The organism is Paraflavitalea pollutisoli, assembly GCF_029360705.1.
Classification (GTDB): Bacteria; Bacteroidota; Bacteroidia; order Chitinophagales; family Chitinophagaceae; genus Paraflavitalea; species Paraflavitalea pollutisoli.
Genome location: NZ_JARKMX010000014.1, coordinates 967821 through 989316 on the forward strand (window position 1 = coordinate 967821; position 21496 = coordinate 989316).

General features: G+C 48.2%; 20 protein-coding genes. 7 read left to right on the forward strand and 13 right to left on the reverse strand.

The window, feature by feature from the left end:
- Nucleotides 1-67: 67 nt before the first annotated feature.
- The 4 genes from P2W70_RS34215 to dacB form a co-directional block, all read right to left on the reverse strand.
- Complete coding sequence (locus tag P2W70_RS34215; RefSeq protein ID WP_276486129.1) at nt 68-406, reverse strand: YciI family protein; 339 nt, start codon at nt 404-406, stop codon at nt 68-70.
- 29 nt (nt 407-435) lie between these two features.
- Complete coding sequence (locus tag P2W70_RS34220; protein WP_276486130.1) at nt 436-897, reverse strand: carboxymuconolactone decarboxylase family protein; 462 nt, start codon at nt 895-897, stop codon at nt 436-438.
- Between the two features lie 120 nt (nt 898-1017).
- Nucleotides 1018-1593, reverse strand: a complete 576-nt coding sequence (locus P2W70_RS34225) for a putative glycolipid-binding domain-containing protein (protein ID WP_276486131.1) — start codon at nt 1591-1593, stop codon at nt 1018-1020.
- A 61-nt stretch (nt 1594-1654) separates the two neighbouring features.
- On the reverse strand, nt 1655-3055 hold the full coding sequence (gene dacB, locus P2W70_RS34230; RefSeq protein WP_276486132.1) for a D-alanyl-D-alanine carboxypeptidase/D-alanyl-D-alanine endopeptidase: 1401 nt from the start codon (nt 3053-3055) through the stop codon (nt 1655-1657).
- Nucleotides 3056-3174: 119 nt separating this feature from the next.
- Between dacB and P2W70_RS34235 the strand changes: the two genes are divergently transcribed.
- Both P2W70_RS34235 and P2W70_RS34240 read left to right on the forward strand, forming a co-directional pair.
- The gene (locus P2W70_RS34235) at nt 3175-4431 is read left to right on the forward strand and encodes a CinA family nicotinamide mononucleotide deamidase-related protein (RefSeq protein ID WP_276486133.1); all 1257 of its coding nucleotides are present in this window, start codon (nt 3175-3177) and stop codon (nt 4429-4431) included.
- Between the two features lie 190 nt (nt 4432-4621).
- Nucleotides 4622-5980: a dihydrolipoamide acetyltransferase family protein gene (locus P2W70_RS34240; RefSeq protein ID WP_276486135.1), complete on the forward strand. Its 1359-nt coding sequence runs from the start codon at nt 4622-4624 to the stop codon at nt 5978-5980.
- An 82-nt stretch (nt 5981-6062) separates the two neighbouring features.
- Here P2W70_RS34240 and P2W70_RS34245 read toward each other — a convergent pair whose 3' ends face one another.
- A complete protein-coding gene (locus P2W70_RS34245) occupies nt 6063-6593 on the reverse strand; it encodes a histidine phosphatase family protein (RefSeq protein ID WP_276486136.1) in 531 nt (176 codons plus the stop codon).
- Nucleotides 6594-6795: 202 nt separating this feature from the next.
- Here P2W70_RS34245 and P2W70_RS34250 point away from each other — a divergent pair, with 202 nt between their 5' ends.
- Nucleotides 6796-7512, forward strand: coding sequence for a hypothetical protein (locus P2W70_RS34250; RefSeq protein ID WP_276486137.1), 717 nt, complete (start codon nt 6796-6798; stop codon nt 7510-7512).
- A gap of 128 nt (nt 7513-7640) precedes the next feature.
- Here the strand turns inward: P2W70_RS34250 and P2W70_RS34255 are convergent, their stop codons facing one another.
- The 6 genes from P2W70_RS34255 to P2W70_RS34280 all read right to left on the reverse strand — a co-directional run bounded on the left by P2W70_RS34255 (nt 7641) and on the right by P2W70_RS34280 (nt 15703).
- Complete coding sequence (locus P2W70_RS34255) at nt 7641-10697, reverse strand: alpha/beta hydrolase family protein (protein ID WP_276486138.1); 3057 nt, start codon at nt 10695-10697, stop codon at nt 7641-7643.
- Nucleotides 10698-10800: 103 nt separating this feature from the next.
- The gene (locus P2W70_RS34260) at nt 10801-11691 is read right to left on the reverse strand and encodes a DMT family transporter (protein WP_276486139.1); all 891 of its coding nucleotides are present in this window, start codon (nt 11689-11691) and stop codon (nt 10801-10803) included.
- A gap of 92 nt (nt 11692-11783) precedes the next feature.
- A complete protein-coding gene (locus P2W70_RS34265) occupies nt 11784-12581 on the reverse strand; it encodes a polyprenol monophosphomannose synthase (protein ID WP_276486140.1) in 798 nt (265 codons plus the stop codon).
- 77 nt (nt 12582-12658) lie between these two features.
- Nucleotides 12659-13426 (reverse strand): 3'-5' exonuclease, encoded by a 768-nt coding sequence (locus tag P2W70_RS34270; RefSeq protein ID WP_276486141.1) that lies wholly within the window; start codon nt 13424-13426, stop codon nt 12659-12661.
- A 16-nt stretch (nt 13427-13442) separates the two neighbouring features.
- Entirely contained in the window at nt 13443-14801 is a 1359-nt protein-coding gene (locus P2W70_RS34275; RefSeq protein ID WP_276486142.1) for a UDP-N-acetylmuramate--L-alanine ligase, read from the reverse strand.
- Nucleotides 14802-15505: 704 nt separating this feature from the next.
- Nucleotides 15506-15703 (reverse strand): hypothetical protein, encoded by a 198-nt coding sequence (locus tag P2W70_RS34280; protein ID WP_276486143.1) that lies wholly within the window; start codon nt 15701-15703, stop codon nt 15506-15508.
- Between the two features lie 208 nt (nt 15704-15911).
- Here P2W70_RS34280 and P2W70_RS34285 point away from each other — a divergent pair, with 208 nt between their 5' ends.
- Nucleotides 15912-16481 (forward strand): RNA polymerase sigma factor, encoded by a 570-nt coding sequence (locus P2W70_RS34285; RefSeq protein ID WP_276486144.1) that lies wholly within the window; start codon nt 15912-15914, stop codon nt 16479-16481.
- Nucleotides 16481-17590, forward strand: a complete 1110-nt coding sequence (locus P2W70_RS34290; protein ID WP_276486145.1) for a S1 family peptidase — start codon at nt 16481-16483, stop codon at nt 17588-17590. The genes P2W70_RS34285 and P2W70_RS34290 overlap by 1 nt, the downstream gene beginning before the upstream one ends.
- An 84-nt stretch (nt 17591-17674) precedes the next feature.
- Here P2W70_RS34290 and P2W70_RS34295 read toward each other — a convergent pair whose 3' ends face one another.
- Nucleotides 17675-18574 (reverse strand): nucleotidyltransferase family protein, encoded by a 900-nt coding sequence (locus P2W70_RS34295; protein WP_276486146.1) that lies wholly within the window; start codon nt 18572-18574, stop codon nt 17675-17677.
- Nucleotides 18575-18635: 61 nt separating this feature from the next.
- Here P2W70_RS34295 and P2W70_RS34300 point away from each other — a divergent pair, with 61 nt between their 5' ends.
- Together P2W70_RS34300 and P2W70_RS34305 are read left to right on the forward strand one after the other, a co-directional pair.
- Nucleotides 18636-19553 (forward strand): 1-aminocyclopropane-1-carboxylate deaminase/D-cysteine desulfhydrase, encoded by a 918-nt coding sequence (locus P2W70_RS34300; protein ID WP_276486147.1) that lies wholly within the window; start codon nt 18636-18638, stop codon nt 19551-19553.
- Nucleotides 19554-19708: 155 nt separating this feature from the next.
- On the forward strand, nt 19709-20638 hold the full coding sequence (locus P2W70_RS34305) for a hypothetical protein (RefSeq protein WP_276486148.1): 930 nt from the start codon (nt 19709-19711) through the stop codon (nt 20636-20638).
- A 47-nt stretch (nt 20639-20685) separates the two neighbouring features.
- On the opposite strand, the gene lipB is transcribed toward P2W70_RS34305, so the two are convergent.
- Nucleotides 20686-21459: a lipoyl(octanoyl) transferase LipB gene (lipB, locus tag P2W70_RS34310; RefSeq protein ID WP_276486149.1), complete on the reverse strand. Its 774-nt coding sequence runs from the start codon at nt 21457-21459 to the stop codon at nt 20686-20688.
- Nucleotides 21460-21496: the final 37 nt, after the last annotated feature.

The window sequence follows — 21496 nt, forward strand, 5'->3', positions numbered from 1 at the left end:
GTCCGGGCAGTTAGCCAGGACCTTTTTATTATCGTCTGTCTTAAGGATAACAGGAACCTGGCAACCACTATTGATATACCGGCCTGATCTCCACGCTACCACCCGCATCGAGGGCAGGGCATCCGTTGGCCAGGGTAGTCGCCTCCTCGATATCGGCTGCACTGACCACCAGGAAGCTACCCAGTCGCTCTCTGATCTCCACAAACGGGCCATCTGTAACTACTCCACCCGCCCGTAAAACTTTTCCTTCATCAGCCAGCCGAATACCGGTTTGTACCAGCTTGCCCTGGCTGGCAATGCCTCCTACCCAGTCATGCCATTTATTGTACAACTGTTGCATCTCAGTAGGTGAGGTCTGACTATGATCATAGCTGGGTTGACGGAACAATAAAATAAACTCTTTCATGGTATACTCTTAAATGATTGTAGATGCTGTTAGGCGTATTGGCCGGGTTGATAGTTACCAACTTTTGCCGGGAAAGCAATATTAATACGATTATAACTGTTGATGGTAATAACTGCGACGGTTAGATCGATCAGTTCCTGCTCGTCGAACTGCTGACTCGCTGCCTCATAGATATCATCGGGCACATGGCCTGCAGAAAACTTTGTCAATGCCTCAGCCCAGGCGAGTGCTGCCCGCTCCTTTTCACTGTAAAAGGGAGTTTCTCTCCAGGCATCCATCACCAGCAGCCGCTGAGCAGGCTCACCTTCGGCCAACAGATCCTTGGAGTGCATGTCCAGACAGTAGGCGCATCCGTTGATCTGCGAAACCCGGTAGTACAGCAGGTTCAATAACCTCTTTTCGACAGGTGATTTTGCCAGGTAAATAGCGAGTCCGTAAATGGCTTTCATAGCGGCTTGTCCTTTTGCATGGATGTTCAGTCTTTGTGTCATGATCTTTATTTTTTATTGGTATAGTGTGTTTACATACCAATAATGACTGACCGAACAAGGATTGGACAAAAAAGAACAATTATTTTCAGAAAAACTTCAACTTGCTGATAATCAATATCTCTACACCTTATAAGCACTCACCGCGACCGCCGCTCTCTCAAACAAATCGGGATAGTAAGTCACCAGGCCATGCTCATCGACATCAATGACTGCTTCGAAATCATTCGGCACGTTTTCAAACTTGAACTGTCCTTCCTGAAGACGGGTATATTGCTGCTGAACCGGCAGTACGGTTTGCTCCAGTATATTGAAATAAACAACATCTATCTGGTGGGTGGCTGTTGCATCAAACGACAGGCGACGAATGGGTAAGCTATTAGTAAGACAGGTAAGCGTGATATCGACATCGGTGCATTGGTCGAACTGGGGGGCTGCCTCCCCCTGCAGCCACCAGTGGCTCCGTGCATCACAGCGCAAACTCCATTGGTGTATTTCATCGCGCAACTGGCATTTTATCTCCAATTCCCGGGTCTCCCATTGTTCGTTGGCCAGCAGATAATAATCGACCTTGTACAAAGCCTGTTGGTAGTGTCCCACGATGGAAGATTGTACTTTGACGCACTGCCCGGTTACTTCAACAATACAATTCTCCAGCGAATGGTATTCGATGCCTTTCCAGATAATATTGTGCTGCATGTTGCTATCGCTACAAAGACCATTCCCGCATGCTGCCCCACCTGCAAGGACAGCCACCTCCTTATTTAAGCAGGTTCAACACCTGGTACATGGCTTTAACCATCTCGCCCGACGAGCCGTCGTAATTATTGGCAATGATGGCGAAGCTATATTCCTTTCCATCCCTGGCAGTATGATAACCGGCAAATGCACGAGCTCCGCCAATGGAGCCACTTTTCATCTTCATGCCATTGTATTCGGGCAGGCAATGGTAAAAGGAGGAATACCAGGGCCGCGTCTTCGCGTATTGCAGCACCTGTACCAGCGAGGTTGTAGTGACCCTGTTCTGTGGCGACAGGCCACTACCATCCAGCAAGTGAATGGCTGCCTTGTCGATGCCCCTCGCCTGCCAGAAATTACGCAATAGCTCGATGCCCCTGTCGGTGGCAGCGGGTGCCCCTTGCTGTGCAGCCATCGTTTTGACCAGCGCTTCCCCATAGAGATTAATGCTGCGACGCAGGAACCAATAATTGATACTATCCAACGGCGGAGAGGAGATGGAACTTACGGTATGCCAATTATCCGGACTGCTTGTATTGACTGGTACGATATCTACCTGGCCGCTATTGTCGATACCTCCACCCGCGAGAACAGCTGAAAAAGCTTTGGTCAGGGCCATAGCAGGATCTGCCAGGGCGCCGGATATCGCAAAAGATCTTTCATTTACAGGAATGGTACCTGCCACGAGCGGCATTTTACCAGGTACCGGGCTCAGGTAAATATAGGCGTTGTCGCCACTGCCTTTTGCTGCCGACTTCAGCTCATTGATGTACTGACTGTTTGGATCACTATCCTCCAGTATCGAAACCGGGTCATTCACAGTGGCGCCAGATCGCAAATGCAGGTCATACTGATTTTCCTGCCAGTTGATGCCATAAGCACCCGCGCCGTAGTAATTGCCGATGTCCTGCCAAATCCATCCATCGGGAATTCCCTGATGTGAAAATCCCACTGAATAAGGAATGATGGCTCCATCGATCCCACGGGTGATCCCCAAACGGCGGCAATCGGCCAACAGTTGTTTCAACACGACCGAGTCTTTGGTTTCCTTCCATCGCCAGCTACCCAGCGTGGGGTCACCGCTGCCGACTACGTACAGGTTGCCTTTCAATCTCCCAGCCCCTATCTCGCCATCGTGACGCAGCTGCATAGTATACCGGAATGAAGGCCCCAGTAACTCGAAGGCGGCGGTACTGGTAAAAAGCTTTTGGGTGCTGGCCGGTGCCAAACCAATATTGTTGTTGTGCGCATACACCGGTTTGCCGGTTTTGGCATCTGCCACGTATAAACTAAAGATGGCATATTTCATGGCAGGAGTCGCTTCCAGCTGCCGCACAGCAGTGGCTAGCTGCTGGGACAACGCCTGCCCCTTTGAAGGAGTAAACAATAAGATACTACCAAGGAACAGGAGTATATATTTCATGGTGCTCATGCTGACATTTGAACCGGCAACGTACCGAAAATTCATGAATTGGCACGCCGGCCTGGTGATTAAGTGGGTTGTTTGCTTATCCCCTACCTTTGTTGCCCAATTGACAAGCTATGGAACAGGTTTTTGCATCGATCATAACGATAGGCGATGAATTGCTGATAGGACAAGTCGTCGATACCAATAGTGCCTGGATGGCACAGGAACTCAATAAAGCCGGTATCTGGCTCAAGCGCCGGGTAGCAGTGGGTGATGACAAACACGAGATCATCAACGCGCTGGAAGCGCAGGCACAAGATACCCAGATTATCCTGATGACGGGCGGTCTTGGCCCTACGGCCGATGACATCACCAAACCGGTACTGGCCGATTATTTTGGCGGTAAACTGGTCGTGCATCAGCCTACGCTGCAACATCTTCACCATCTTTTCGAGAACATATACCGGCGCCCCCTCACTGATCGCAACCTGAAACAGGCAGAACTGCCAGACGTGTGCACCGTATTGCCGAATCTACGTGGTTCAGCCCCTGGCATGTGGTTCGAAAAAGAAGGACGGATCTACATTTCGCTGCCCGGTGTACCACATGAAATGAAGGGCCTGATGACAGCCGAGGTGTTGCCTCGCTTGCAAAAGCATTTTACCATGCCCCATATCGCCCACCGGACTATGCTGACAGCCGGCATCGGCGAAAGCTTCCTGGCCGATGTGATCCAGGAATGGGAACAACAACTGCCAGCTCACCTCAAACTGGCCTACCTGCCCAATTATGGAATGGTACGGCTGCGTATTACGGGATCGGGATCCGACAAAGACCAGTTGGAGCAGGAACTCGATGAGCAATTTGCCAGGCTAAAAGTACTGGCCAAACAATGGATGGTGATTGATGAGGATCTGCCATTGCACGAAGTGGTCGGCCGCCGGTTAAAAGAACAAGGCAAAACGATGGCGACGGCGGAAAGCTGTACCGGCGGTTACATTGCCCACCTTATTACTTCGGTACCCGGCTCCAGTGCCTATTATAAAGGAAGTGTGATTTCTTATGCCAATGAAGTGAAGGAAAACCTGTTGAGCGTATCTCCGGCCACCCTGGCCGCCACGGGCGCCGTCAGCGAGGATACTGTACAACAAATGGTACAGGGAGCGCTCTCTTCGCTGCACACAGATTATGCCCTGGCAACCTCCGGCATCATGGGTCCAGATGGCGGTAGTGCCGAAAAGCCCGTTGGAATGGTTTGGATAGCAGTAGGTAACCGGGAAAAGATCGTCACCCAGCAGTTCAATTTTCGATTCGACAGGATGCGGAATATTGAACTGACGGCCAACCACAGCCTCAATCTCCTGAGAAAATTTATTGAAGAGCATGGCTGATGCGAACGATTGTTAGTAAAATCATTACCTTTGACGCCTTATGGCCAGATAGTTATTGTTTGTTGTTTGTGTTGATTGCATTTACTTTGTAGAGCATTCTTTATCAATTAGGTGTGCAGATTGCAAGTAGTTGTCAGACACAATCGACAAAGACAGGCCAAAAACTAAATTTTAAAACCAGAATCTCATTATGGCAGTTGTTGACCTGGTGATGCCTAAACTGGGCGAGAGTATCATGGAAGCTACCGTGCTGAAATGGCACAAGCAGCCCGGCGATCCGGTAAAGCTGGATGAAACCGTGCTGGAGATAGCTACCGATAAGGTAGACAGTGAGGTGCCCTCCACAGCTGAAGGCGTTATCGACGAAATATTGTTCAATGTGAACGATGTGGTACCCATCGGTACTGTGATTGCGCGTATTCGCACAGGAGCAGCGGAGCCTGCTGGCACCTCGCCCAAACCGCAGCAACCTGCTACCACGCAACAGGCAGTACAGCAACCCGCCAGGCCGGTAGGCGAGCAGGCAGTTGTGCATACGACACCTGTCAATACCGTCAATGGTAATGCGGGACGTTTTTATTCTCCTCTGGTACTGACCATTGCCGCCGGAGAAGGTGTGAGCATGAGTGAATTGGAAAAGATCCCCGGTACCGGCAACGAAGGCCGCGTCACCAAGAAAGATATTCTGCAATACGTAGATGCTAAAAAAGCGGGCAAACCGATCGAGTATATTCAACCGGTTACCACGCAGCCCAAGGCAACCCAGGCTGAGGTGATCAGAACCCAGGAGTCGAAACCTGCTGCCACGCCCCAGCCTACCCAGATCACCACCTATTCGGGCAATGTAGAGATCATCGAGATGGATCGCATGCGCAAGGCCATCGCTCACCATATGACCAACAGCGTACAAACCAGCGCCCATGTGACCAGCTTTACAGAAGCTGATGTTACCAACCTGGTTTTATGGCGCGAAAAAGTAAAGAAGGAATTCGAAAAAAGAGAAGGTGAAAAACTGACCTTCACCCCGCTTTTCATAGAGGCCGTGATACGCTGTATCAAGAAATATCCCTGGCTCAACAGCAGCGTGGATGGAGATAAGATCATTTTGAAGAAAGATATTAATATCGGCATGGCGGCTGCCCTGCCCAGTGGTAACCTCATCGTACCGGTGATCAAGAACGCAGATCAACTCAACCTGGTGGGCCTTACCAAGCAGGTAAATACCCTGGCCAACAATGCCCGCAACGCCAAATTGAAACCCGACGATACACAAGGCGGCACCTTTACCTTGACCAACGTTGGCACTTTTGGCAGCCTGATGGGCACTCCCATCATCAACCAGCCTCAGGTGGCCATTCTCGCGGTAGGAGCCATCAAGAAAAGACCTGTAGTGATAGAAACAGAACAGGGTGACTCCATTGCCATAAGGCATATGATGTACCTGTCTATGTCATACGACCACCGCATTATCGACGGAGCCTTAGGCTCTACTTTCCTCAATGCTGTGGCAAAAGAATTGGAACATTTTAACCCGGAAAGGGAAATTTAGTGTTGTGTTGCTAGCTTTTAAGCCAAAGCCCGGGTGCATGCCCGGGCTTATTTTTTTGAATACGCTGAAGCCGCTTCCTGGTCTACCTGGCAGATTGCGATGCTTCGCCAAACTTTTTACGCTCATAGGTTATTTTGGTACCCAGCCACTTTCTGTATCGGATAACAAACAGGTTATCAAACTCGGTATCTGGCAGGTCGCCCGGAACCTCTACCCGCCCACTCAACCCATTGACAATATCATCCACGGTATTGCTATGTCCCACGATCAAGGCATTTCGCTTTAATCGCTTGAGCTGACCAATAAAGGCCGAATCCGGCTTCGGCCCATATGTTTGTACGTTTAGCCCCTCATAAATGCGCAAGGGCTCCGCGGTACTACGGGTACGCACGGTATTGGTAGCGTAGAGGTAGGCAATTTTCTTGTCTTTGAGTTCCTCCTTCAAGTCATTGGCCCGCAGTTCACCTTTAACGCTCAGCGGGGGATCGTTGGGGGTAGATAGGGTGATGCCAGCGGATGGCACAGCTTTTTCAGCATGCCTTACCACATAATAAGTATGGCTGCATGACGTTAGGAATAAACAAATCAGAATGTTGGTCGAAAAGCATTTCATGTTGGTCGGTTTTAACATCTTAAAATTAAACGCCAATTCGGAATAGCCATCAAATTTTCGTAAATTCAATAAACCGCTAAACCATTTTTACAAGGTGAAAGACGAGGCTATTGTATCGGTTGTATGAACTATATGAAAACGAAACAGGCTTAGCGCAATCAATTGCCCCGGCGTCATCTTCAGACCTTAAAATTCTTACCAGATGAAGACACTCTCCGAAACCTGGTTCGCTGATGGGTACATTGACTTTGAACTGAAGAAATACACCCTGCTCGCTTATCTCCAGGAAGTGAACAAGTATTTCGACGCCAATAAACTATACCCCCAACTCGCCGATGTTATCTTTCATTACAACAACCTGGTCGCTTTTCGCGAAAACAAGAAGTACCTGCAGGAACAGTTTCCCAAAACGCTGACTGGCATACAGATGGAAAAATTGCAACTGTTGTATGAACAGATCATCCAGGATGATGAGATGATGCAGGAACTGGAGGATATCATCAATTATTCTGCGGGTAAGATGAAAAAAGCCATTACCAACGGTACGGAGATCTACGAATTTGTTGAACACAAGCTGACCATCTTTCCGGTGGGGCTGCTCCCCCTCGACGTTCGGGAAGGTTATTTCTTTCTGAGTGAAGGAACCTACCGCCAAACACGGGTGTACCAGTACCGGCTCAGCATCTTTGAAAAGCACGATGAAAAATACCGCGCCATCAAAACCGACTTTGTCGATCAATGGCAGCGTAATATGGTCAATACCTACGAAAACATCAAGGCCGAGCTGATCCGTCAAAAGCGCGACCTACCCAATCCGGCCGTATACTCCATCGAAACGGAATTGACCTTTCCCGTCGATGAAACCTTACTGCCGGTGGCCAAAAGAAGCCTTGTACGGTATATTACCACGGCAGCATAAAAAGATCGCATTTTAAAGGCCGCCAGACAGGTACAGCGAATCTATTACTATAAAAGCCAAGTCCGCAAGCGATACTCCCTGGGAGCTAACTTGCGGACTTGTTGTATACGATGGCATTGGTGGCCTTATCAGAAACCTTTCTTCTCTTCGATATTCAGTCCCCAATCAACCCCTTTCTCAGTTGCAGGCACGCCTTCTGCGATCCATTTAGCAGCCGGAGCGCCTTTCAGGTAATGATCGAAGAACTGACCCAGGCGAACACTCAGGTCCTTGCGGTTCCTTCTTTCCACCAGGTTATGGTCTTCTCCATTGTATTGCAGCATCCACACCTTTTTGCCCAGTCGACGCAAGGCCGTGAAGTATTCAATGCCCTGGTACCAGGGTACAGCACCATCGGCATCGTTGTGCATGATGAGCAAAGGCGTCGTCACTTTATCGGCTTTGAACAAAGGAGAGTTCTTCAGGTACAAATCAGGCTTTTGCCACAAGGTAGCACCGATACGGCTTTGGCTATGCTCGTACTGGAACTGGCGGTTGAGACCTGTACCCCAACGGATACCACCATAAGCACTAGTCATATTGGCTACAGGAGCGCCGGCTCCGGCAGCGGCAAACATTTTCGTGCGGGTTACTAAGTAAGCCACCTGGTAGCCCCCCCAGCTTTGCCCCTGAATAGCCATCTTGGTAGAATCAACCCAGGGCATCCTGGCCAAATGCTTTGCAGCAGAAACAACGGAATTGTAAGCACTTTCGCCTGGCTCGCCATTCTTGTAGTAGATATTCGGATCAAATACCAGGTAGCCATTGCTCACGAAGTAAGCGATATTCACTGTCGAAGCACTGGGGGCCGGTGTACGGTAGTTGTACAAACCATCGGCATCCCGCTCGTAGAAGTAGAAGATCACCGGGTATTTCTTCTTGGGGTCGAAGTTTTCCGGTTTGAACAACAAACCTTCTGCTTCTTTTCCGTCAAACATCTTCCACTTGACCAGCTCGGCCGTTAACCAGTTATAGTCTTTCTGCTGCGGATTGATCGCACTGAGCTGGGTAAAGCTCTTCATATCAGCAGAAGTATAAATATTGGAGGACTCCTGTACATTCATACGGCCAACGATATAGGAAGTGGCATCTTTCGCTTTACGCGGCATTGCATAGGTGTAAGGTCCCATGGTCAGCAATTCGGGATCGCCAGCAGCGCTAAGCTTCTTCGTATAATAACCATCATATTTGTTGGTACGATTGAATGCCTCCAATAACGCCTGCTCATCGGGTGCAATGGTGCGCTTTTCCGTATCCTGGCGCACATAACGCAAAACAATCTTATTCTTTTTGCCGAAACCGTTGGTAACGTTCACAGGAACCTTCGCACCGGTAGGGTCAACCTGCCAGATATCATAACGGTCATTGATCAGGACGGCAGCATCATTATCGAGCCAGCCGGCAATACCGAAGGAGGAAGGATCATCGGGATGATCATCTTCATCATCATACAAATGCGCGGCTATCTTTTGGGTAACATTCCTGACCGTTCCTGTTGCTACTTCATAGGTAAAATAGTTCCTGGTAGTCATATCGTACCAGCATACAAACCTGCCGGTGGGTGACGCGGTGTAGAAACCTCTTTGTTTGTCCTTCACCAGTTTTGCCGATCCATCTGCCAGTGATATTAGGTAAGCACGTTGACGGGCAAAACCTTGCCATTGTGCTTCTACACGATTTCCCTTACTGGAAGTAGCTAATACAAAATCAGCATTGCCCTCGTCCACTAGTTGGATATTTTCTGTACTGTCGCTACCCAGCTGTACCACTTTGCCGGAACCTATGTGTAACACCGAAGCATAACTTCTGCGCAGATCATTGGTGAGTTGAACCAACTGCTGCGGCTGCAGGTAGTCGTCGTTATAGTGCCAAACATCCAGTCGGGCAGTTTCGAAATCCACGAGCGTGGTATCTTTCGGCTTCTTGACCTGTGCCAGTCCGAAGAACAATTTGGAACCATCCTTGCTGAAAGTAAGAAAATAGTTTTCACTTACAGTAAGTCCATTGCGCACACCAGTGGTAGTACGATCCACCTTCGTTTGCGCGCTATCCATGCCAGGTTTGTAATACCACAACTTATAAAACTTCGACAAGGCTTTCGATACGCTGTCTCTTTCGGCAACAAATACCAACTGGCTGCCAGTTTCATCGAACGAAATACTCTTCAAGTCATTGAATTGTTTCATGACGGTATCTACTTTGCCACCAGGCAGCCCGGCCCACAACAGTGCGGGTACGGAGCTATTGTTGCCATTTGCTTTCGTAGTCCTTATCACAAGGGCGTTGCCGGTTTCACTGAAAAAGTAGTCGCTCACCAGTTTAAACACCCTTTCTTCACCAGTTTGCAGGTTACGCAGCACCAGTTCGGTTCCCTCTTCACCATCTACAACAGAAGCGCCGGTGCTCATGCCGCCCATGCGACCTGCACCGCCTCCGCCACGCCCGGTAGGCGCAGCGGCAGGTCTGGTTCCGCTCGCAGCAGGCGTATTACCACTGCCGGCATTGCCGCCAGCTCCGGTTTCTCTCCGGGGGCCGGCCTGCAAAACCGCCATGCCGTTTGCCTTGGCCTCATTGGCTTTGTTACGCAGACTATCAGCTACACGCGCCAGGCTATCGGCCATACGCAGCAGGTTATTGAGTTGGGTAGCTGAATCGGGCCTTGCCGGGCGGGTAGTTTCCGGCAGTGATTTATCCAACAGGTAGGCAACCCATTGACCAGTTCCTTTCACCGGTGTTTTAAAAGATTTTACGCGGGCAGTCTTGGTAATATCCCCCTTGCCCAGCTCCAGGATACCCAGGCTATCCTTGGGCATATCGTTGGGTGTTTTCTTTTTTATACGTGCATCCCGTGTTTCTTTAAAAGGTGCACGGATCTTAAACACCACATACCGGCTGTCTTCGGTGATCGTGGCGCCATAACCTCGCGCAATTTCCTTTTTCCAGGAATTGTCAGCAGCTTGTATGACCAACGTCCCGTCACCTTCCTGGGGTGTTATGGCATAGGCCACATACTTGCCGTTATTGCTGATAGCACGCTCACCGATGCTTTGCCAGCCATCATAAACAGTATGGTCCAGGGGCTTTTTCTGTGCCATGAGTGTGGCAGAGAGCAGCAATCCCGGAAGCAGGTAAATAAGTCTTCTCATTTGAATGCTTGGTTTGGGATAAAATTATGCTAAAGTACTATTTGACGTTCTTTACGATAACGCATTGTGGCCAGTGGCAAATGAACTCCTTAATCGCCCCGTATCAGCCCACAGCAGGTACCACTTTCTTATGCGACCGGTAAACGAACCATGTTTGCAATAAAACTGATATGACGATCAGTGACAGTCCGATATAAAAGCTTCCTGCCAGCAGCTTATCTTCACGATACACGATAAAGGCCAGCGCGATACCATATAATGGCTCGAGATTATAAGTGAGATTGACAGTAAACGCGGAGATCTTTTTCAACGCATTCATAGACAGGTGGAAAGCCCAAACCGTACAGAACCAGGCCAATACCAGCAGCCAACCCAGATCGCTGAGCGTGGGAAGTACATGCGTCGGTGGCACATAATGCAGGTAAAAGGGCAGCAAACAGCATAAAAAGAGAAATCCCCCGCTCAGTTCATACAAGGTTACCGTTTCGGGGGTATGCTTTTTCAGCAACAGGCTGTTGAAGATCGGAAAGAGGCTACCTAACAGGGCGGAGATAAGGCCAAAGATGATCCCGGTTTTGTATTGCGGGTCGAAATGGAAGATCAGGGAAATACCGGCAATGGCTATCAGGCCCAACAAGAGTTCCCGAAAGTTGAATGGTTTACGCACGATCAATGGTTCAAAGATGGCTGTGAAAAACCCGATCGCGGAAAATGTAACAAGTGCCACCGAGACATTTGCATATTTGATGCTGCCATAAAATGTTACCCAATGCAGGGCAGCAATAGCCCCTACGCCTGTAATTTTCAGGATTTCCCGCAAACTGGTACGCTTTAACTGTTTACGCAAGAAAAAAAGGACCCATAAGGTGAGCGCTGTAAAAAGCAGTCGGTACCAGACCAACAGACCTTCATTCAAAGTGATCAGGCGACCAAGAATACCAGTAAAGCCGGCGAGCAGCACGGCGCCATGTAATTGAAGAAACGCTTTGCGCATGTGGCAAGATAAGAAAGATGCCAGCAATGGGAACGGGAAAATGGTACCGGAGGGTCCGGAACAATGAATAGCACACTAAAAAACGGAAAATACTAGCTCCATTTGACCTCTTTGTCTTCACTTTTCATGGCAGGGAACACCGCGTCGGAGCCGGTGTTTTTCACCCGCCTGCGGTAATCCTTAAAGAGGCTGTGCCAGCGAAGTTTCAACACCCCGAGAATGCCTTCCTTTACGATGCCCTTGTGCATTTTGGAAGCGCCGAACTTACGGTCTTCAAAAATAATGGGTACTTCTTTGATCTTAAAGCCAAGTTTCCAGGCAGCAAATTTCATTTCAATCTGGAAAGCATAGCCCAGGAATCGAATCTGGTCAAAGTTGAGTGATTCCAATACCTCAGCCCGGTAGCATACGAAACCGGCCGTGGTATCCCTCACCGGCATCCAGGTGATAAGACGGGTGTACAAAGAGCCGCCTTTAGACAAGAGGATCCTGTTGCGTGGCCAGTTGACGGTACCACCGCCAGCCACATAACGGGAGCCAATAGCTACATCAGCACCCTGCCTGCAGGCTTCATATAAACGTTGAAGATCTTTGGGATTGTGCGAAAAATCGGCATCCATCTCAATGATGTACCGGTAACCTCTAGCCAGGGACCATTTAAAGCCGTGGATATAAGCTGTACCTAGGCCTAATTTGCCGGTACGCTCTTCGAGGAATAACTGATTGGGGTAAATTGCCTGTAATGATTTCACAATGGCAGCCGTACCATCTGGAGAACCATCATCTATGACCAGGATATTAAAATCCTGGTGCAACGCAAATATTGCATCGATAATGAGCTTGATATTCTCCTTCTCATTATATGTGGGTATGATTACTATCTTTTCCAAATCAGGCAATCAATGAGATTCACAAATTTACGATAATTCATCCGGCGGAATTTCCCCAAGTTGCTCACAAGCTGATTTTAGCCCTTCTTTAACAGGGTCCTGTTGAATATCTCAGTGAGTTTCTGCTTGGTATGCATAGGAAAATCTCCTTTCATCATCCAATCATAATATTGGGGCTCAGCTCTTAAGACGTCGGCAACCGGCCTGCCCTTGTGTTTACCGAAATTGAAGACCTCGATACCGTTTTCAAGCACCATGCGACGGGCGAAATCAACCGTATTGTCTTCTCCGATCACTTTCAGGATGCTTTCGACGGTAGTACCCAATTGGGGGTATTTCTGCACCTGTGCTACCAATACCTCCCAGGTGGCGCTGGCGTCGGCTTCTGCTCCATGCGCTCCTTCCAGGTTCTTATTGCAATAGAATTTATAGGCGGCACTCAGGGTACGCTGCTCCATCAGGTGGAAAACCTTTTGTACATCGACCAGTTTACGCCCTTTGAAATCGAAATCGAGGCCCACCCGCAAAAACTCTTCCGCCAACATCGGAATGTCGAAACGGTTTGAATTGTACCCCGCTAGGTCACAATTTTCCAGGAATTGTTTGATCTCATTGGCAGCCTGTTTGAAAGTGGGCGCGTCTTTTACCATGTCATTGGTAATGCCATGTAGATCGCTGGATACGGTCGAGATGGGAATTTCGGGGTTGATCAGCTTGCGCTTCACTTGCTTGGTTCCGTCGGGAGAAATTTTCACGATGGCAATTTCAACGATACGATCAGTGCTCAGGTTAATACCGGTAGTCTCCAGATCTATGATCGCTAATGGTCTTGTTAACTGTAACATCAATTTCGAAATTGGGTTAATTAGTAACCTTTTTTGCAAATGTAAGCATATCTATCCCATCATAGTTGCCTGAGCTCATCAAAAGCAAATTGGCGTTTTGGTATGCCTGTGACTGCAACCATTGTACCAGTTCCTCCTTTTGATTAAGGACAACCAGCCCTTTTTTGCCAAAACCTTCTACGACTTTGGCTGCAGGCAGCGGAGGCATACGCTTCAACTCGAGCGCATGGCCCGAATAATAGACCGCAGCCACATCGGCTTTATCCATCGCTCCTTTGTACTCCGACATGAATTGCTCATTCAGACTGCTATAGGTATGCAGTTCCAGCAAGGCTATCAGGGTACGGTCGGGATACTGTTGTTTGACGGCGTCGATGGTCGCTTTTACTTTAGAAGGAGCATGGGCAAAATCCCTGTATACGATCGTTTGTCCATTCCTGGCCAGCAATTCCAGTCTTTTTGCCGCGCCGGTAAACGTAGCAATGGCCTTTACAAAAGCAACAGCCCCTACGCCCAACGCACGACACGCATACCAGGCAGCAAACAGGTTCATGAGATTGTGATCACCAAATACCTCCAACGGCGCACTTTGACCCTCTACAGTTATCGTAGTAATTCCCCGATCGATCGCATGCGTAGGAACACCATAAGGCTGGTACCTGATATCTGTCCGCTTATGATCCTCTACCAGTTTGTTCAGCACCGGGTCAGTTTCATTGTAGATCAGTAAGCCACCGGGCTCGATCTTGTTAATGAAAATAACAAACTGCTCGAGGTAAAAGTCGAAAGTGGGGAATACATTGATATGATCCCAGGCAATGCCCGTGAGGATGGCAATATGTGGAAATAGAAAATGGAATTTAGGTCGTTTCTCGAGGGTACTGGCAGGATATTCATCGCCCTCACAAACGATGACCGGCGCATCCGTAATATTAACAGACTGATCAAACCCGTCGAGCCGGGCGCCTACGAGGTAGTCGAATGCCTGCCCCGATTGTTTCAGCACATGCATGATCATGGAAGTCGTGGTCGTTTTACCATGGCTACCACCTACCACTACACGGGTCTTTTGGAGACTCTCCTGGTAAATGTATTCGGGGAAAGAGTAGATTTTCAGGCCTAGCTCACGGGCACGTTGAAGTTCTGGATTGTCACCCTTGGCATGCATACCCAGGATAATGGCGTCCAAACCTGCATGCACCTTCTCCGGAAACCAGCCAACTGATTCGGGCAGAATGCCTGCGTTAGACAGGTTTGATTTTGCTGGTTCAAAAATTTCATCATCACTACCTGTTACTATATATCCTTTTCTGTGCAGCGCCAACGCCAGCTGGTGCATGACACTACCGCCAATGGCTATAAAATGTACTTTCATAGGCTATGCCGAAAATGGGCCTTTTACTTGTTTTTTGTTCAGATCTCTTTACTCTATTAATTATACGACAGCTATTTATAACTGATTGAAGACCTTTTATTGTGTTGCCTGCAACTTTTTTTATGACCCCACTTGCAAGAACCGAATTTAGTTTGTTTCTTTGACCTATCAATCGCAATCGCGCTTAATCGCCCTCCAATCCCTACGATCTCCACTAATTTTCCGCTCCTCTGAAGTAGCTCAATCCGCTCCTCTGAATTTCCTGATGATCGTTTTTGTTTTTAGCCCTTTAAAGTTTCATCAGGCTTATTCTCAACCTAAATACCACAAAAATGAAACGGATCTGGACTATTATCGCTGTAGTAATTGCTATTAGTATCACTGTAACTTCCTGCACAGCATCTAAAGGCGGCTGTAAATCTACCCAAGGCATGGTTGGTTACCGCTAACCCCTCTGCAACACACACAAACTTTTGGATGGCATCATAGAACAACTATGGTGCCTTTTTATTTTGCTCCCGCAGCAGGCAATCGGGCCCTTTTCAAATACAGGTAATGCTTTAAAGCAAGGAAACCTATCAACAAAAGTTCGGCCTACCAACCAGCTCATATCACATGAACTGGCAGGTAGGCCGCAAAATGGCAAAAAAGCCCTCCTGGGATCAGGACGGCCTCTAACGATTGCTTGCCATATGAAAAAAAACTTATTTCTTCAGAGTGTCAGCAGCAGCTGCGGGAGAATCAACCTTTACTGCGCCAGAGTCAGGAGTAGTAGCAGGCAGAGAATCAGTAGCAGGAGCAGGTGCAGTTGTCAGTGTGTCCTTAGTTTCAGTTGCAGAACCACCATCATTGCAAGATGCTACGAATGCGCCGATTGCCAATACTAACAGGAGCTTTTTCATTTGTACCGTTTTTTTGTTTTGTTAACAGATGATTTAAGGATTAATACGCCAAAGAGGAAAAGGTAACCCCGGGTTGCTAAAAAAAATCTAATTATTTTTTAAACATCAGGAACACAGTACTTTGCGCGAGAAAATAACTTCAATTCGGGCTTATAGCCACGAATTTGGGTTACTTCTCATTAATTTGGGTATTAATAATACGGTTGAAGTGAAAACAGATCCTCGGGAAATAGCTTTATTGGAAGGACTGGCAAAAAATGACCGACAGGCCATAGAAACCATCTACAAGCAGCACTATAATATGGTGCAAGCCTTGATAATCAACAACAATGGTTCGACAGACGATGCACGTGATGTTTTCCAGGAAGCCATGATAGTATTGTATGAAAAAGCCAGGTCTGGCACCTTCGAGCTCAACTGCCTGCTGAAAACCTATATCTATTCTGTTTGCAGAAGATTGTGGTTGAAAAGATTGCAACAACAGCAAAAGTTCGTGTCGAATATAGACGTAGTCAGTGAAACTGTTCCGGTAGAAGATGAACTGGAGGCACATGGACAGCGTAACACAGAGTTTCAGATGATGGAGAAAGCTATGCAGCATATCGGTGAACCATGCCGCAGCCTGCTAGAGGCTTTCTACATTCAAAAAAGGAACATGCTTGACATTGCGGGCCATTTCGGCTATACCAATGCCGACAATGCCAAAAACCAGAAATACAAATGTTTAATGCGGTTGAAGAAACTGTTCTTCGCCGCCTACAAAAACAACACGCCGTAATGGAAGAGATGCAATTACTGGATGCCGTAGAGCGCTACATTGCCAACGAAATGCCCGCTGAAGAGCGTGCTTTCTTTGAACAGTTGCGCAAAACCAATCCGGAAGTGGACCAACTGGTCGTAGAACATACCATGTTCTTGCAGCAAATGGATCGCTTCAGCGACTGGAAGCAATATAAATCCACCCTCCACGAGGTGCATGTGCAACTGGCAGAAGCGGGCTCTATCCAGGAGAAAGCCCCCAAAGCCACCATTGTTCAATTGTGGAAAAAGTACCAGCGTGTGGTAGCCGTAGCCGCTTCCATTGCAGGTATTACGGCCCTTACCATCAGCGCTATCGCCTATTATTTTGCGCCCAAACCCGCCAGCGAGATACGTTTGCTGTCGCAGGAGCTGGCCAATGTTAAGATCAACCAGAAAAGAACCGATCAGAAAGTTGATCAGGCCCTCATGAATCATACGCCATCCTTCAGGCCACCTGCCAACCCAAAGAGTGGTGGTACCGGATTTCTGATCGATGGTAAAGGTTACCTCGTTACCAGTTCACACATTGTAGCCGACGCAGACTCGGTATATATTCAGAATACCAAAGGTGATTTCTTCAAAGTATCGACCCTCTACGTAAACAAGCAAACAGATATTGCCGTACTCAAGATCGTCGATAGCCGTTATCAACCCATCAAGATACTCCCCTACGCCCTGCAAAAAAACACGGCTGATCTGGGAGAAGAGATATTCACCATGGGTTTCCCCCGTCCCACTTCAGAGATTGTGTACAACCGGGGATACCTGAGTGCTAAAACAGGTTACAATGGAGATACCAGCACCTATCAATTGGCTATCTCGGCCAATCCCGGCAACTCTGGTGGTCCTATTTTTAACCACAGCGGAGAGGTGATCGGAATCCTGAGCAGCAAACAAAATACAGCAGAAGGTGTGGTATTCTCCAGCCGTACCAAAAACATTTTTACGGCCCTGCATGAGATCAGGAAAGATAGCACCAACGAAGACCGCATCAAGTTACTGCTTCCTTCTTCCATCAAAGGGCTCGACCGTGTACAGCAGATCAAAAAGATCGAGGATTGCATGTTCATGGTGATCCGCTACTAATAAGCATTTTTACACTGGTACTGACAATAAAAAAGCGCTTCCACTCCGGAAGCGCTTTTATTATGCGTTATACTTTTTCTCGGATTAGCTCCACAAAGCAGGAGGATATTCACCATCAGCCACGAGCTTTTCGAGGTTGGCCTTCACTTCAGGGGCATCTTCCTTATACGTCACCCCAAACCATTCGGAAGAAGTAGGAATCACCTTGATCTCACCCACCTGGTCTTTGATGAACTGGTCAGCAACGATCGGAATAAAGAACTCAGACTTCAGCTGTGTACCGCTCTCCTTCAGGAAGGTCTTGAACAGGCCTAGTGAGTAATCGAACACGGCAGCATCGAAACACCAGAAGTTCATCGATACGCTGGAATCGCGGGGCAGTTCCTTGGGCTCAAAACTATCTTCGGTCTGGATCTTTCCATCGATCATTTGTATGTTGAGACGCTCTGCAATAGCAGTCAGGTTACCAGCAGCATCTACCTGGCATACACCACGGTTTACGGTACCATTGTCTGACAAGGTCTTCAACAGCTCATAGCCGATAATTGACCATACATTGGGCTTTACAGCTGTGGTCAGGAATTTATAAGCCTTTTCAAAAGCATCACGGCCATAAAAATCGTCGGCATTGATCACGGCAAAAGGTTCCTTGATGGCATCCTTTGCACACAATACGGCATGCGCGGTTCCCCAGGGCTTGGCACGATCAGATGCCACTTCAAAACCTTCTGTAAAGGATTTGAGATCCTGGTACACATAATCTATTTCTATACGACCTTTGAGCCTTGGTTCTACGATCGCCTTGAAGTCTTCAGCAAAATCCTTGCGGATGATAAACACGACCTTTTTGAAACCGGCGCGGATCGCATCGTAAATGGAATAATCCATGATCGTTTCTCCGCCGGGTCCAAAAGACTGGATCTGCTTCATACTTCCATAGCGAGACGCCATACCGGCAGCTAATATCAATAAGGTTGGTTGCATTTATATGATTTTTAAAGATTCGGGCACGAAAATATATAAAAAATAGTGATCAAAATAAACCTTGATAACGAATAACACATATCAGACAGTCGATTGCGCGAAGGCCATTACCCAATCATTGACCAATCCACCCTGGCAACAAAAGGTTACACTCGATGTACTTCGGCTGGATCTTGTCCATCCGGTTTTGTCGGGTAACAAATGGTTCAAGCTCAAATTTTACCTGCAAGAAGCCCTGCAACAACACAAGAAAGGGATACTCACTTTGGGTGGGGCCTGGTCCAATCACCTTGTCGCTGTTGCCATCGCCGGTCAGCAGACAGGGTTGGCGACAGTAGGCGTTGTACGTGGAGAACCTTCCGGCAATACATCTGCCACTTTGCAGGAGGCTAAACGCTACGGAATGGAGTTACAGTATGTAAGCCGGCAGGAATTCCGTGACGAGAAAGCGCTGTTCGGGGCCTTGCAGCAACATTATCCTGATTACCTGCTGGTGCCCGCCGGTGGCCAGGGTGAGGCAGGCATAGAGGGTGCTACAGAAATACTTGCACTGGCCCAAGGAAATTATACACATATTGCCTGCGGCGTAGGCACAGGAACGATGATCGCCGGACTGGCACGCGCTGCCTCCCACACGCAGACCGTAGTCGGCATTACCAGCCTCAAAATCGCCGACCAGCACCACAACAGCTTGCAGGAGTGGATCAGCCTCCATGCCCCTGCTGCCAACTACCAGCTGGTATACGATTATCATTTCGGCGGCTATGCCCGTAAAACCGAAGTATTGCTCGATTTCATGAACGAACTCTACCGTCGTTATACCATTCCCACTGATTTTGTATATACGGGCAAGCTGTTGTACGGCCTTTTCGATCTGATCGGAAAAGATTTTTTCCCCCCTGAAAGCCGCATTCTCGCCATTCAAAGTGGCGGCTTACAAGGCAACCGGTCGTTGCCGCCAGGGAGATTGATTTTTTAACAACATGATTGTTAGGCCAATAACAACCAAATGGCAACAAAAACAGTCTTACCCGAAGTAACCGGTATAATATTGGCTGTCAAGCGGCCTGTAGAGTGCCAATTGCTATCTTTGCGGCACTAAAATAGAACCACCGAAAAATCCGTTATAGGCTCATGACAAGGATCTTATCACTTGCTCTACTCTTGCTTTCCATCAATACACTTGCTCAGGACACTTTGCCAAGGTTTTCTGCTTTCGCCAGAGGCAACGATAAGGTCATCATCGGCTGGACAAATACCTATCCCACGGTTTCCCAGATCAGTATCCAGCGTTCTTACGATAGTCTACGATTCTTCAAAACGATATTGACAGTCCCCGACCCCACTGTTCCGCAAAATGGCTACCTCGATGCGAAAGGCACCAATGCAAAAATGTTTTACCGCCTTTTCATCGTTTTGGACAGTGGCAAATATGTATTCAGTAAGTCTCAACGCCCCACCTGGGATACCATTCGCCAGATAGGAACGCAAAGGCCCGAAACCATGCCCGAGAACAACGCCCGCCAGCGTGTAGTGATCGCGGAGAATATGGCCCCGAAAGAAGCGGAGATATTAAAAGAGAAGATACAGGAAGCAGTAAAAGAAACGCCCAAAACGGTGGAGAAGCCTAAACCTGCACCAGAGCCGGAGAAATTTTTTGTGATCAAACGCCGCGACTCGATCATTATGCAGTTGCCCACCAAATCGCTCAGAAAGTTCCGGGATTCCATTATCCTGCGCACAAGAGACACCATGACCTTCCGCAATGCCGATACCATCCTGATCAAGCCCTTCATTCCCAAGCCTGTATTCAAACCGTCCAGGTTTGTGTACACGGACAATCGCGGCGATGTCGTTATTGCATTGCCCGACGCCCGGTCAAAGTCATACACCGTAAAATTCTTTGAAGACGATACGACTCCCCTGTTTGAAGTAAAACAGGTGAAAGAAACCTACCTGGTGGTCGATAAAACCAACTTCTTTCATTCCGGCTGGTTCCGGTTCGAGATCATTGAAGACGGTAAAGAAAAAGAACAGCACCGCTTTTTTATACCCAAAGACTAAATAATCATAGTTAGGTAAATCCCCCTATAATTGCTGATGACCCGAGCTTATTGCAGGGTCACCTGAAACACTTCTTCAAAGTGATGCTTCACTTTTGCCTTTACTTCCTCCATATCGAGCGTATAGCCGAGTTCCTTTTGAAGGGAAGTGACTTGTTTGTTCTGAATACCGCAGGGTATGATATGGTCGAAAAAGGAAAGATCGGTATTGACATTGAAAGCGAAGCCATGCATGGTGATCCAGCGGCTGCAACGGATACCCATGGCACAGATCTTACGTTCCCGGCCGGGAAGGGTGGTATCCAACCACACGCCCGTTTCACCTGGCGACCGTTCACCCTTTAGCCCATAATCGGCCATGGTTCGGATGAATACCTCTTCCAGGTTCCGGAGGTATCGGCCAATGTCTGTATAAAAACGCTCGAGGTCCAGAATGGGATACCCCACCAACTGCTGGGGACCATGAAAAGTAATATCCCCACCCCGGTTGATGGCGAAATACTCGATATTACGCGCCACCCGTTCTTCTTCGCTGATAAGTACATGGGCAATATCACCGCTTTTACCCAGCGTATAAACGGGTGGATGCTCTACAAATAACAGATAATGAGTCGTTTCAGTGGCTGCGGAGAGCTCACTGGCTGCACCTTGGGGGGGTACTTCACCTGTTTCAAGCCCTTCCCCGGCAGCCGCAAGGTTCCTGGCTTCCGTCTTTCTGCGCACATTTTCCTTCAGCAACTTTTCCTGGTAATCCCAGGCCTCCTGGTAGCGCATACCACCCAGATCTTCAAATAATACTGGCTGTTTATCAATATTGGCCATAGCAACAGCAAATTTACATGATTATGACTACTCCTCC